13 protein-coding genes are annotated in these 13699 nt (G+C 61.6%); 10 read left to right on the top strand and 3 right to left on the bottom strand.

Annotated features, from left to right (window positions below; genetic code table 11):
- Window positions 1-420, top strand: a 420-nt coding sequence (locus B7L71_RS11640; protein WP_170919492.1) for a MoaD/ThiS family protein, incomplete at its 5' end; no start/stop codon positions are given.
- A 3-nt stretch (window positions 421-423) separates the two neighbouring features.
- Window positions 424-903 (top strand): molybdopterin synthase catalytic subunit MoaE, encoded by a 480-nt coding sequence (gene moaE, locus B7L71_RS11645; protein WP_081138106.1) that lies wholly within the window; start codon window positions 424-426, stop codon window positions 901-903.
- Window positions 904-935: 32 nt separating this feature from the next.
- Here the strand turns inward: moaE and B7L71_RS11650 are convergent, their stop codons facing one another.
- Window positions 936-2534 (bottom strand): ribonuclease J, encoded by a 1599-nt coding sequence (locus tag B7L71_RS11650; protein WP_081138108.1) that lies wholly within the window; start codon window positions 2532-2534, stop codon window positions 936-938.
- Between the two features lie 275 nt (window positions 2535-2809).
- Here B7L71_RS11650 and purU point away from each other — a divergent pair, with 275 nt between their 5' ends.
- Window positions 2810-3664, top strand: coding sequence for a formyltetrahydrofolate deformylase (purU, locus tag B7L71_RS11655; RefSeq protein ID WP_016913999.1), 855 nt, complete (start codon window positions 2810-2812; stop codon window positions 3662-3664).
- Window positions 3665-3687: 23 nt separating this feature from the next.
- Window positions 3688-4359: an energy-coupling factor ABC transporter permease gene (locus tag B7L71_RS11660; protein ID WP_016913998.1), complete on the top strand. Its 672-nt coding sequence runs from the start codon at window positions 3688-3690 to the stop codon at window positions 4357-4359.
- Window positions 4360-4371: 12 nt separating this feature from the next.
- On the opposite strand, the gene lexA is transcribed toward B7L71_RS11660, so the two are convergent.
- Window positions 4372-5049, bottom strand: coding sequence for a transcriptional repressor LexA (gene lexA / locus B7L71_RS11665; protein WP_016913997.1), 678 nt, complete (start codon window positions 5047-5049; stop codon window positions 4372-4374).
- A gap of 224 nt (window positions 5050-5273) precedes the next feature.
- On the opposite strand from lexA, the gene B7L71_RS11670 reads away from it, so the two are divergent.
- From B7L71_RS11670 to B7L71_RS11685, 4 genes are all read left to right on the top strand, one after another.
- Window positions 5274-5960 carry a TetR/AcrR family transcriptional regulator gene (locus tag B7L71_RS11670; protein WP_016913996.1) on the top strand — a complete coding sequence of 229 codons (687 nt, stop codon included), beginning with the start codon at window positions 5274-5276 and terminating at the stop codon, window positions 5958-5960.
- Window positions 5938-6453, top strand: coding sequence for a L,D-transpeptidase (locus B7L71_RS11675; protein WP_026001706.1), 516 nt, complete (start codon window positions 5938-5940; stop codon window positions 6451-6453). The genes B7L71_RS11670 and B7L71_RS11675 overlap by 23 nt, the downstream gene beginning before the upstream one ends.
- 76 nt (window positions 6454-6529) lie before the next feature.
- A complete protein-coding gene (nagZ, locus tag B7L71_RS11680) occupies window positions 6530-7549 on the top strand; it encodes a beta-N-acetylhexosaminidase (protein WP_016913994.1) in 1020 nt (339 codons plus the stop codon).
- A gap of 30 nt (window positions 7550-7579) precedes the next feature.
- A complete protein-coding gene (locus tag B7L71_RS11685; protein WP_016913993.1) occupies window positions 7580-8158 on the top strand; it encodes a hypoxanthine-guanine phosphoribosyltransferase in 579 nt (192 codons plus the stop codon).
- 9 nt (window positions 8159-8167) lie between these two features.
- On the opposite strand, the gene ppsR is transcribed toward B7L71_RS11685, so the two are convergent.
- Complete coding sequence (gene ppsR / locus B7L71_RS11690; protein ID WP_016913992.1) at window positions 8168-9001, bottom strand: posphoenolpyruvate synthetase regulatory kinase/phosphorylase PpsR; 834 nt, start codon at window positions 8999-9001, stop codon at window positions 8168-8170.
- Window positions 9002-9342: 341 nt separating this feature from the next.
- Here ppsR and ppsA point away from each other — a divergent pair, with 341 nt between their 5' ends.
- Both ppsA and ggt read left to right on the top strand, forming a co-directional pair.
- Window positions 9343-11727 (top strand): phosphoenolpyruvate synthase, encoded by a 2385-nt coding sequence (gene ppsA / locus B7L71_RS11695; protein WP_081138110.1) that lies wholly within the window; start codon window positions 9343-9345, stop codon window positions 11725-11727.
- Window positions 11728-11892: 165 nt separating this feature from the next.
- Window positions 11893-13680, top strand: coding sequence for a gamma-glutamyltransferase (ggt, locus tag B7L71_RS11700; protein WP_081138112.1), 1788 nt, complete (start codon window positions 11893-11895; stop codon window positions 13678-13680).
- Window positions 13681-13699: the final 19 nt, after the last annotated feature.

The following is a 13699-nucleotide window of genomic DNA, read 5'->3' on the forward strand; positions in this document are numbered from 1 at the left end:
TATGACATGTGCAAGGCCGTCGATAAAGAGATGCGTATCGAAGCCGTGCAGTTGGAGAGCAAGCAGGGAGGCAGCCGGGGAGACTACCAGCGCCTGATGCCCGCGCCCATCGTGACCGGCGAAGGGGCATCCGGGGAAGTAAGCCTTGGGGAGCGTTGCTCATCTCCCTGCGTGCGGGTCAAGTTTCTGGCCGAGCTGCGCGAGCGGGTCGGGGAAAGCGATGTGTCGGTGGATCTGGACCGCTTGCCGAGCCGCAACGTCGCGGGCCTGAAGGCGGCGCTCAGCGCTCAGGATGCGCGCTATGCGCTGTTGTCCGATCAGCGTACGTTATGTGCGATCAACCAGGTCATGGCCAGCGATAGTTCGCGGATTACCGACGATGACGAAGTGGCGTTCTTCCCACCGGTCACGGGAGGCTGAGCCATGGCACTGCTTGAACATCCGCATAAAGCGCTCGTGGTCGAGGTCACCGAGGACAGCTTCTCCATGGCTCATGGCTACGAGCGGGCGCTGCGGGGGCGCACGGATATCGGCGCGGTGGTCAGCTTTACCGGGCTGGTGCGCGACTTCAACGAGTCGCCCGATGTACTGGGCTTGACGCTGGAGCATTACCCCGGAATGACCGAGCGCAGCCTGATGGAGATTGCCGAACAGGCCTGGCAGCGCTGGTCGCTCCAGGCGGTACACGTCATTCATCGGGTGGGAGATTTGGCGCCGGGTGACCCTATCGTTCGCGTGCTGGTGGCCAGTGCCCATCGGCGGGATGCCTTCCTGGCCTGTGACTTCGTCATGGATTATCTCAAGACCCAGGCGCCGTTCTGGAAAAAGGAGCGTGCACGCCAAGGGACGTATTGGGTCAAGGAGCGCAACACCGATCAGCAGGATGCCGAGCGCTGGTCATGACCCGCGCTTGGGCCTGCTGAATTCGGCATGAACTACTGCCGATCGAGTTCTTCCTCGGTCGGCATATCGGCGGCCATGATCTGCAGGTGCACCTCAGGCATGTGTTGAAGGTGGTTGGCCAGCCAGTGCATCAGGCGCGGTTGCAGTGCCTGGCGCAAGTCTGCCAGGGTCTCGGCCTCGATCTCTTCCAACTGCTCGTCCAGCCAATCACTGAAGCTCTCCTCATCCAGCGGGCTGGCCCCCGTGGTATCCAGCATCATCCGTCCAATGCGCCACCAGCCGGTCTCGGTGGCGGTCACTGGTAGTGCCAGAAACAGGCTTCCGCGCCGTGCGCCGGGAGTCTGGTGCTCGAGCCCGGGGTGGGGCCTCACGCTGTTTTGATCGACGATGCAGGGCGGCTGTGGATGGCGCGTTTCCAGGCGCAGGCCCTGATTGTCCAGCAGGATCAGGTCGCCATTGACGGGCGTAAGGGGGGCACTGATGCCTAGCTGCTCGGCCAGTGCCTGATGAGCCTGCTGATGACGCGCTTCACCATGCACGGGTAGCAGGGCCTTGGGGCGCACCCATTGATAGAGCTTTTTCAGCTCCTGCTGGGCTGGGTGCCCCGTGGCATGGAGCTCGGGGTGATTGTTTTCATCGAATAGCGCGACACCTAGCTGTAACAAACGTTTTTTAAGCTGTTCGATGGGGCGCTCATTGCCCGGGATGGCCTTGGCAGAAAAAATCACGCTATCGCCTGGCTCCAGGTCGACGAAGGGGTGACGGCGCTGCGCCAGCCGTTGAAGGGCAGCGCGCGGCTCGCCCTGGCTGCCGGTGGCGATGATCACCACTTCTTCGGGAGGCAGGTATCCCAGGTCGTGGGACGGGACCAGCGGCGGGAAGTCGTCCAGATAGCCCAGCCCTCTGGCCACGCTCACCATGCGCTCCATGGAGCGGCCCATCAGGCTGACCCGCCGCCCACAAGCATGAGCGGCGCGCCCGATGGCCAGAACCCTCGCCAGGTTGCTGGCGAAACACGATACCACCACGCGGCCCTTGCACTGTTCGAGGGTCGTGGCCAGTGCTTTGGCGACGTCGCCTTCGCTGGCTGACTGGCCAGGCATGGGGGCGTTGGTGGAGTCGCCCACCACCAGGTCCAAAGGGGCCAGCGCACGAAAATGAGCGGCATTCACCGGGGCGCCGATGAGCGGCTCCGGGTCCAGTTTCCAGTCTCCCGTATGCAGTACTCGATAGTCGCCCGCCTGCATCATGATGGCGCAGCTTTCAGGAATGGAGTGAGTGACACTCAGGTAGCGCAGGGTGAAGGGACCGCGCTCCACCGCATCGCCGGGTTCGATGATTTCGATGGCAGCGCTGCTCAGCTGGTGTTCGGCAAATTTATGTCGCAGCAGGCCTGCGGCCAACGGGGTGGCAAAAATAGGGCAGCCCCAACGCGGCCATAGCCAGGCCACGGCGCCGATGTGGTCTTCATGACCATGGGTGATGAACAGCGCCGCAGGGGTGATACCGAGGGTTTGTAGGGTGTCGGTGTTGGGTACCTGCAGCGGCGAGTTGGGCAGATCCTGACGGATCATCATGCCGCAATCGACGGCGATCCACTGATCGTCGTATCCATACAGCGTAAGGTTCATTCCAATTTCACCGCATCCACCTAGCGGAAGCAGGTGCAGGGGCGGGCGGCGACGGGGACGAAGTTGAACGCGTGGTGGATGCATCAGTCATGAAAAGCCTGGAAATATAGTCCCTTAACTATACGGGAAGGGAGGGGCACGTAACAATCATCGTGGCACTGCACCACGGTGCTTAGCCGTGGCGCTTGCGTTACACTAATGCGCCTGGTGAGGCTTGCCCGCGAGCAGGCGCCTACCCAGCGAACGTGCCGTTACATACGCAAGAGTGTTCATTGATGTCTCATTATTACCGTTTAGTTGTGTCGTGCCCGGATCAGGTGGGTATTGTGGCGCGTGTTTCCAGCTTCATTGCCCAACAGGGCGGCTCGATCACCGAGGCCAGCCAGCACTCCGATCTGGAAACAGGGCGCTTTTTCATGCGTTATGAAATTCTCGCCGATTCACTGGGCATGTCGGCCGAGGCGCTGCGCACCGCATTCGAGCCCGTCGCCGACGAGTTCGACATGCAGTGGTCGCTGGTAGACACCCAGAAGCGCCGCCGCGTGGTGTTGATGGTTTCCCGGGAATCCCACTGCCTGGTGGACCTGCTGTATCGCTGGCAGGCTGGCGAGCTGGATTGCGATATTGTGGGCGTCATCTCCAATCATGACGACATGCGCTCGCTCACCGAGTGGTATGGCATTCCCTATCATCATGTACCGGTGGACCCGGCCAACAAGCAGGCGGCTTTCGAGCAGGTGCAGGCACAGATCGATGCTGCCCGGGCTGACTGTGTCGTGCTGGCGCGGTACATGCAGATTCTGCCGCCTTCACTGTGCGAGCGTTATGCCGGACGCGTCATCAATATTCATCACAGTTTCCTGCCTTCCTTTGCGGGGGCAAAGCCCTATCACCAGGCCTATGAGCGGGGTGTCAAGCTGATCGGTGCCACTTGCCACTACGTGACCGAAGAGCTGGATGCTGGCCCCATCATCGAGCAGGATATTCACCGGGTCAGCCACTGCCATACACCCACCGATTTGGTGCGCTTTGGCCGTGACGTGGAAAAAGCCGTGCTGGCCCGCGGCCTGCGCTGGCATCTGGAAGACCGCGTATTGATTCACGGTAACAAGACCGTCGTGTTCAGCTAACTCGCCCACCGGGGAGGGGCGCCATGTCCTTTGCACAAAGCGTGCTGGCCACTTGGGCACTGCTGGCTACCTGGCTGGTGTCGGCATGTGCTCTGGGGTGGGTGCTGTGGCAGCGCCCCTGGCAGCCGCTGCTGGAAGATACCGGTTTGCAGCATCGCTGGATGGCCGCGACGCTGGCCGTGATGCTGATGTGGCAGCTGCGGGCTCAGGCGGTCGATTGGTTGACTCTGCATCTGGTGTTTACGGTGTTGATGACGCTGGTGTTCAAGGTGCCCCTGGCCTTGATCAGCAACCTGCTGCTCAACGTGGCGATGGTGCTGATCGGGCGCAATGCCTGGGAACTGTTGGGGGCCAACGTGCTGGTGACGGGGCTGGTGCCTGCCGTGATCACGGGGGTGGTATGGCGTATCGTGGATCGCCGCTTGCCGGACAACCTGATGGTGTTTCTGTTTGCCTGCGGTTTTTTCGGTGCTGCGCTGGCGACGCTAGGGGGTGGGCTGGCGGCCGTCGGGCTGATTCTGGTGGCGGGCACCGACCCTGAAGCGATCTATCTGGCTCAGGAGTATGCCCGCTTTCTACCCTTGCTGATGCCCTCGGAAGCCTTCATCACCGGCATGCTGCTGAGTATCTTGCTGGTCTACCACCCGCACTGGGTCGCCACGTTCAACGACCATCGCTATATCGATATGCAGTAGGTGGGTGGCGGTCTAGCCCAGTGCCTGGCCGTTGCCGCCTCGGATGACGCCTACCCCGACGCCTTCGATATCCAGCTGTTGAGTTCTCAGGTCGATTTCGATGGGGGCGAAGTCTTCGTTCTCGGCGAGCAGCGTGACGTGATGCCCCTGGCGTTTAAAACGCTTGACCGTGACCTCGTCTTCCAGGCGCGCGACGACGATCTGACCGTCACGCACGCGGTCGGTACGATGCACGGCCAGCAAGTCGCCTTCCAGGATACCCACGTCTTTCATCGACAGGCCGCGTACCCGCAGCAGGTAGTCGGCCTTGGGGGTGAAGTACTCTGCCGGCAGCGGGCAGTAACGGTCGATATGCTCCGCTGCCAGAATGGGGCTGCCCGCAGCAACTTCACCAATCACCGGCAGCCCATTGGGCGTGGCATCGTTGGCGGCGCTGGTGGGCTCGGCTGCCGGGGGCGTGTTGTCGAGCGGCTCCTGGTTGGGCAGGCGTATGCCCCGGGACGTATTGCGGATGATGCGGATGGCGCCTTTGCGCTCCAGGGCGCGCAGATGCTCTTCGGCGGCGTTGGGTGAGCGAAAGCCCAACGCCTTGGCGATTTCGGCGCGGGTAGGGGGGTAGCCAAGCTCGCCCATGGTCTTCACGATAAAATCATATACATGCTGCTGGCGTGCAGTGAGTGGGCGTGACATATCAGACTCCTAACAGTGAAAAGACAGTCGCTACATGTCCGTAAAATCAATATGTGTTTAAGTATACAGTATGTTGCTCTGTCCAGTACATGATGAGTTGCAATACGTCTCAGGTAGCGCAACCTGCGGTACACAGGGGATTATCGTTTGAGCCATCAGGGAGAATGGCATACTATTCGCCAACGCAACCGCCATGTTTTAAACACCTGTTTTGGGAGGGCGCTATGGCCCAGTCGGATACGGTCACACGTATTTTGGATACGGCAGAAGTGCTCTTTGCAGAGCGGGGTTTTGCCGAGACGTCACTGCGCAATATCACCAGCAAGGCGCGGGTCAACCTTGCCGCCGTTAATTATCACTTCGGGTCGAAGAAAGCGCTGATACAGGCGGTGTTTGCCCGCTACCTGGACCCGTTCTCCGAGCGCTTCCACACCGCCCTGGATGAGCTGGAAGCGCGCTATGAAGGCCAGCCCATTCCGCTGGAAGTGCTGCTGGAAACCATGGCCACCACGGTACTGACCGTGCCTGCCGAGCGCCACAGCCTGAAAGTGTTCATGCGGCTGCTGGGGCTGGCCTACAGCCAGGCGCAAGGGCACTTGCGGCGCTACATCCAGCAGCAGTATGGCGATGTTTTTACGCGCTTCACCGAGCTGGTGCGCCGGGCGACCCCCGAGCTGCCGGATGCAGAGCGCTTCTGGCGGCTACACTTCATGCTGGGCACGGTGATCTTTACGCTGTCGGGGCTGGATGCGCTGCGTGATATTGCTGCCAAGGATTATCAGGAGCAGGTAACGGTGCGCGACTTGATCCGGCGTCTGCGTCCCGTCGTGGTGGCCGCCATGAGCGCGCCAATGCCGTTGCCTGCAGCAACCGTGGATGAGAAGCTTCATGCAAACGCCCAGATTGGCTGACCTGCCGCCCGTTGAAGGTGGCTGGATGGAAATCGACACCCAGGCCCAACGCCTGCGCTGGTGGCAGGGGAGTGAGCTAAAGCACGAATGCGCCGTTTCCACGGGCAAGGCCGGTGTGGGGCAAGAAGAAGGCAGTGGCCGTACGCCACTGGGCTGGCACTACGTGCGGGCAGCCATTGGCGATGGGCTGCCTGAGGATGCGGTCTTTCGTGGTCGTCGCTGGACCGGAGAAATCTACTCTGCCGGTTTGGCAGCCGACTTCCCCGAGCGCGACTGGATCTTGACCCGCATACTGTGGCTGTGTGGCCTGGAGCGCGGTATCAATCGCGGTGGCCGTGTCGATTCCCAGCGTCGCTACATCTACCTGCATGGTACTCCCCCTGACCAGCCCATGGGCGTTGCCGTTTCCCATGGCTGCGTGCGACTGCGCAATGCCGACCTGCTCTGGCTGTTTCAGCAGGCGCCGCCTGGCACGCCGGTATGGCTGCATTGAAGTGACATGGTGTTGCTCATTTTGAAAGCTCACACGGGTGGTCTAGAATGACGCCCTTTTTCCTGGATCCAGTACGATGACTCAACCCTTAGGCCCGGTCATGCTCGACCTGGAAGGCCAGACTCTGAGCAAGGAAGACAAGCGCCTGCTGAAGAATCCTGCGGTCGGCGGTGTCATTCTGTTTGCCCGTAATGTGGAAAGCGCCACCCAAGTGCGCGAACTGTGCGACAGCATCCGCGGGGTGCGGGGTGACCTGCTGTTGGCCATCGATCAGGAAGGTGGGCGGGTTCAGCGTATCCGGCAAGGCGTGACGCGCATGCCGCCGATGGCACGCATTGGCGATGTCTTCGCCGATGACCAGGCAGTGGGGCTGACGCTGGCCAAGGATGCCGGTTGGCTGCTGGGCATGGAGATGGCCGCCTGCGGCCTGGACATCAGCTTTGCCCCCGTGCTGGATGTGGACAGCGGAATTTCCAGCGTGATTGGTGACCGCAGCTTCAGCCGAGACCCACAGCACGTTGCCTTGCTGGGGCAGGCCTTCGTGCACGGGTTGCACGAAGCGGGAATGGCGGCCGTGGGTAAGCACTTTCCCGGTCATGGCGGCGTGGGGGCTGATTCGCACACCGCACTGCCGGTGGATGAACGTCCGCTCTCGGCCATCAAGGAGCGCGACCTGGTGCCCTTCAGTCAGCTTGCCACGCTGCTCAACGGCGTCATGCCCGCCCATATCGTCTACTCTGCCTTCGATTCTCGCCCGGCTGGTTTTTCCCCCAGCTGGCTAGGCATGCTGCGTGAGTCGCTGGGCTTCAAAGGGTGCATCTTCTCGGATGACCTGAGCATGGCCGGCGCCCATGAAGCGGGTGGCCCCGCCGAGCGCGCCAGGGCTGCCCTGACGGCGGGCTGCGACATGCTGCTGATCTGCAACGACCGTGAGGCGGCGCTGGAAGTGGTGCAGGCCTGTCATGACGTATTCAACAAGCGACCCGCCAAGCTGCGTTATGGCCGGGCGCGGCCGCAGCTGGAAGCACTGGCTGCGCTGGGCCGTTGGCGCAAGACCCACGCCAGGCTGGAAGCGCTGGTGGCTGACGCCAGCTAATTGACCCATAGACTGTTTTGGAGAGGCTCGATGTCCAAATTGGATAAAGAGGCGCTGGAGTCGCTGGACTCCATGCGCGAGTTGATGGACAACGCCGACTGTTTGATTTCACAGGAGCAGGTCGAACGTGCCCTTGACCGCATGGCGGAAGAGATCACCCGCGACCTGGGCGATAAGTTGCCGGTCTTCTACTGCGTCATGAACGGTGGTTTGATCACCACCGGTCATCTGCTGACGCGGCTGGGCTTTCCCCTGGAAGTGGACTACCTGCACGCGACCCGCTACCGCAATGAACTGCGCGGCGGCGAGCTGTTCTGGCGGGTCTCGCCGGAAATTCCCATGGCGGGTCGGCATGTGGTGATCGTCGACGATATTCTCGATGAAGGCGCCACCCTGGCGGCCATCCTGGCGTACTGCAAGGAGGCCCAGGCCGCCAGCGTGACCACCGCCGTACTGGTGGACAAGCAGCACGACCGCAAGGCAGTGCCCGGTCTCAAGGCCGACTACTGCAGCCTGGAAGTCGCTGACCGCTACGTCTTTGGTTTCGGTATGGACTACAAGGGCTACTGGCGAAATGCCCCGGGGATATTTGCACCCAAGGGCATGTAAGGCACTGGCCTAGCGAGGCGAGAAGCGTCTTGCCAGGCCGGTTTCGGCAATCATGCGGGTGGAGATCTCTTCCACGGAGAAGCGCGTGGTGTCGATGAAAGGAATGTTCATGCTGCGGTAGAGCGATTCGGCCTGCTCGACTTCCTGCAGACACTGGTCCATGGAGCTGTAGCGGCTGTTGGGACGACGCTCGTTGCGAATGGCCGCTAGTCGGCGGGCATCGATGGTCAGGCCGAACAGCTTGTGCCGGTGCGGTGCCAGCGCTTTCGGCAGCTTCAAGTGACCATCTTCATCCAGGTCGTCCTCGGTCAGCGGATAGTTGGCCGCGCGAATGCCGAATTGAAGTGCCAGGTACAAGGACGTCGGCGTTTTACCGCAGCGGGATACCCCTACCAGAATGATGTCGGCCTTGTCGTATTGATGGGTGCGGGCGCCGTCATCGTTATCCAGTGCGAAATGCACCGAGTGGATACGATCCATGTAGACATCGTCGCTGCCTATGGAGTGGGTGCGCCCGACGCTGTAGGAAGAGTGCGTGCCCAGCTCCTGTTCCAGCGGTTCCAGAAACGTCGAGAAGATATCGACCTTGAAGCCGGAGGCCTGGCGGATGACGTTGCGGATCTGCTGGTCGACGATGGTGTCGATGATGATGGGGCGAACACCGTCGCGCATCGCGGTGGACTCGATGATCTCGGCGACGGCCTGAGCCTTTTCCAACGTATCGATATAGGGCTTGGTGATCATGTTGATGTCCACGTCGCTGAACTGCGCCAACAGGCTGCGCCCCAGGCTTTCTGCCGTGATCCCCGTGCCATCGGAAATAAAAAAGGCTGTTCGTTTCATAGTCTGTCCGCCACCCTCATCCAACTGATTTACGAACGCTCATTGTGTGCCGTGCGCCATGGCAGTACAACGTTTTCGAGTGCAGGGTTTTCGAGTACAGGGTTTTCGTGAGCAGGGTTTGCGTGTGCAGGGTACTTGCGATTGGCCTCGCAATTGTGCTCGCGAAAACAGGTCGGCATCCTGCCTGACTACATAAACGCCGTGTTTCCGGCCGTTGTTGTAAAAATCCTCCACTCCCTGCGCTGTTAGACCAATGGCGAATAGGGGGCCGCGATGCTAGGGTGACAGCGTGAATGGGTGTCGTCCCAACGGTTGCATCAATGTCTGAGTGAGGGGGTTGCGTGGAAGAGTACATTCTGTGGTTCGATCAGCTGGGTATGGCGGACGTCGAACGCGTGGGTGGTAAGAACGCCTCGCTTGGCGAAATGATCTCCAACCTGGCCGGTGTGGGTGTCACGGTGCCCGGCGGTTTCGCCACTACGGCCCATGCATATCGCGAGTTTCTCTCCCACGAAGGCCTCAACGACCGTATCAACGACACCCTGGCACGGCTGGACGTCGACGACGTCAAGGCGCTGGCCGAGGCTGGCAAGCGTATTCGCCAGTGGATCATCGAGACGCCGTTGCCACCCACCTTCGAAGCAGCACTGGAGCAGGCGTACCAGCAGTTGCAGGCAAAACACCCCGGCCTGAAGGTTGCGGTGCGCAGCTCGGCAACGGCGGAAGACCTGCCGGATGCATCGTTTGCCGGTCAGCAGGAAACCTTCCTCAATATCGAAGGCCTGGCCAACATCAAGCACGCGGTCCACGAAGTCTTTGCTTCGCTGTTCAATGATCGTGCTATTTCCTACCGCGTCCATCGGGGCTATGCCCACGAAAACGTCGCCCTGTCCGCCGGGGTGCAGAAAATGGTGCGCTCCGAAACCGGTGCGTCTGGGGTCATGTTTACCCTGGATACCGAGTCCGGCTACCGGGACGCGGTGTTCGTCACCGCTTCCTGGGGGTTGGGCGAGACCGTGGTGCAAGGCGCGGTCAACCCTGACGAGTTCTATGTGCACAAGCCCACGCTGGCCGCTGGGCGCCCCGCCGTGCTGCGTCGTACCCTGGGGTCGAAGCTGATCAAGATGGTGTACGGCAAGGATGCCAGCGCAGGTCGTTCCGTGGAAACCGTTGACGTGCCTTACAAGGATCGCGGGCGGTTTTGTATCGACGACGAGCAGATCATGGACCTCGCCCGTCAGGCGGTCACCATCGAGCAGCATTACCAGCGGCCCATGGATATCGAGTGGGCTCTGGATGGCGATGACGGCCAGCTGTACATCGTGCAGGCGCGTCCTGAGACCGTCGTTTCCCAGCAGGAGGGCGGCAAGCTGGAGCGCTTCCAACTGCGCGAGAAGGGCCGCACGCTGATCACTGGCCGGGCCATCGGACAACGCATTGGCCGTGGTGCGGTCAAGATCGTGCTCAGCCCCGACGAGATGGACAAGATCCAGGAGGGTGACATCCTGGTTACCGACATGACCGACCCCGACTGGGAGCCGATCATGAAGCGGGCATCGGCCATCGTCACCAACCGAGGCGGGCGTACCTGTCATGCGGCGATCATTGCCCGTGAGCTGGGCATACCCGCGGTGGTGGGCTGTGGAGATGCCACCACGCAGCTGCAGGAAGGCAGCGACGTGACGGTCTCCTGTGCCGAGGGTGATACCGGCCATGTGTATGAAGGCCTGCTGGCCTTCGATTGCAACGTCTCCAGCGTCGATGCCATGCCGGAGATTCCTTTCAAGATCATGATGAACGTGGGCAACCCGGACCGTGCCTTTGGCTTTGCCAGCCTTCCCCACGCGGGCGTGGGGCTGGCGCGCCTGGAGTTCATCATCAACCGCATGATTGGCGTGCACCCCAAGGCGCTGCTGGATTATCAAACGCTGCCGGTTGACCTTCAGCAGGTGATCGACCTGCGTACGGCAGGGTACGCCGACCCGGTCAGTTTCTACGTGGACAAGCTGGTGGAGGGGATTTCCACCCTGGCGGCGGCGTTTCATCCGCAGCGGGTGATCGTCCGCCTCTCGGATTTCAAATCCAACGAATACGAGAACCTGATTGGCGGCAAGCTGTACGAGCCGGGTGAAGAGAACCCCATGCTGGGCTTCCGTGGCGCTTCTCGCTATATTTCCGACGCCTTCCGCCCCTGTTTCGAGCTGGAGTGTCGGGCGCTGAAGCGCGTGCGTGAAGAGATGGGCTTCACCAACGTCGAGATCATGGTGCCTTTCGTGCGTACCCCCGATGAGGCCCGGGAAGTGGTCGAGCTCTTGGCCGCCAACGGCCTGAAGCGCGGCGGTAGCAGCGACCCTGACGGCCTCAAGATCATCATGATGTGCGAGCTGCCTGCCAATGCGCTGCTGGCCGATGAGTTTCTCGAGTATTTCGACGGTTTCTCGATTGGCTCCAACGATCTGACGCAATTGACCCTGGGGCTGGATCGCGACTCGGGCATCGTGGCCCACCTGTTCGATGAGCGTAACCCAGCGGTCAAAAAGCTGCTGGCCATGGCCATTCAGGCGTGCAAGGCGCAAGGCAAGTACGTGGGGATTTGCGGCCAGGGGCCTTCGGATCACCCGGACCTCGCCAAGTGGCTCATGGAGCAAGGGATCGACTCGGTATCGCTGAACCCGGACGCGGTTCTCGAAACCTGGTTCATGCTGGCAGGAGAGAGTATCGCCTGACATCCATGGGTTAGTTAGCCTGCTGTTCGATTTGCGCCCGGCCATTGTGCCGGGCGCACGGGTTTTATAGGCTACGCTTTGTTTTGGATGACACCGCTCTGGATGACGCCGCCCCCGTGGCCCTACGCGATATCTGCCTGCACCCTGCTGAAAAGGAGAAAGACTATGCTGCCTAAACGGGCAATCCCCCTGACGGGCTTACTACTCGTTCCCATGGTGAGCTGGGGCTTTAGCTACCAGGCCCCCGAGATGTCACCGGAAGTAGGCTCAGGGTATGAGGAGAAGCCCGGTTGGGCCGTGGAATCCTTTGCCGTTGCTGCGGCGAACCCGCTGGCCACTGACGCGGGGTATCAAGTGCTCAAGGCCGGCGGTAACGCCATCGACGCCGCCGTGGCCGTACAAATGGTGCTGACCCTGGTAGAGCCGCAGTCCAGTGGGATCGGCGGCGGTGCCTTCTTGATGCACTACGATGGCAGCAATGTGCAGGCCTTCGATGGTCGCGAGACTGCACCGTCGGCGGCCACCGGTGAGCTGTTCATGGAAGATGGCGAGCCGCTACCGTTCATGGACGCGGTGGCCAGCGGTCTCTCTGTGGGGGTGCCGGGGGTGCTGCGCATGCTGGAGCAGGCCCACTCCGAACATGGTCAACTCGCCTGGCGAGAGCTTTTTACCCCTGCCATTACGCTGGCGGAAGAGGGCTTTGCCGTCAGCCACCGGCTGCATACCAGCCTGGCCAACGACACGGCGCTGCGCGAGGACCCGCTGGCCCGAGCGTTCTACTACGATGAAGCAGGCGAGCCGCTGGCCGTGGGCGACACCTTGACCAACCCCGCGCTGGCCGCTATTTTGCGGCGAGTGGCGGAAGAGGGCAGCAGTGCCTTCCATGAAGGTGAGATCGCCGAAGACCTGGTGGCCCGAGTGCAGTCCCATCCGCAGCGTCCGGGCGAGATGAGCCTGGACGACCTGAGCGGCTACGAGCCGGTGGAGCGCGAGCCGATCTGTACGCCCTGGCAGGAGTGGGAAGTGTGCGGCTTCCCGCCGCCGTCGTCGGGCCATATCACCGTCATGCAAATCCTCGGTATTCTCGATCAGCAGCCGTTGATCGAAGCGCCGCTGGATAACGGTGTGCCCAGCAGCGGCTGGCTGCATCAGTTCCTCGAAGCATCTCGGCTGGCCTTTGCCGACCGGGGCCGCTACATCGGCGATCCTGATTTTGTCGAGGCACCGGGAGGCGACTGGCTTACGATGCTGGCCCCGGAGTATCTCAATCAGCGCAGCCGTTTAATGGGCGAGGAGTCGCTGGGCGATAGCGTCGAGCCTGGCAATCCCGGTGAGCTGGAGGTGAGCTTTGCCAGCCAGCCCGAACAGCCCGAGTATGGCACCAGCCACATCAGCATCGTGGACGGCGATGGCAATGCGCTGGCCATGACCACGACCATCGAACAAGCCTTCGGCTCACGTATCCTGGCAGACGGCGGCACGGGGCTGGCAGGGGGCTATCTGCTCAATAACGAGCTGACCGATTTCGCCTTCGAGCCGGAAAGCGACGGCCGCCCGGTGGCCAACCGGGTAGAGCCTGGCAAGCGTCCCCGTTCGAGCATGAGCCCAACGCTGGTGTTCGATCTGGAGAGCGGCGAGCTGGTGGCCAGCCTGGGCTCGCCAGGTGGTGCAGCGATCATTCATTACACGGCCAGAAGCCTGGTGGCCATGCGTGACTGGGGGCTCGATGCCCAGGAAGCGCTGGACCTGCCCCATGCCATCACCCTGGGGGGCGATGTCTATCTGGAAGAGGGCCGATTCTCGGAAGAAACCGCCGACGCACTGCGTGAGCGCGGCCATCAGGTGAGTGAGCGGGAATTGACCAGTGGCCTGCAAGCCATCATGAAACTGGAAGACGGCACCCTGTTTGGTGGCGCCGACCCGCGTCGTGAGGGCGTGGTCATGGGCGAGTAAGCCCGCGACCGCAGCGATG

The sequence above is a fragment of the Halomonas sp. BC2 genome, assembly GCF_002078115.1.
Taxonomy (GTDB): Bacteria; Pseudomonadota; Gammaproteobacteria; order Pseudomonadales; family Halomonadaceae; genus Vreelandella; species Vreelandella stevensii.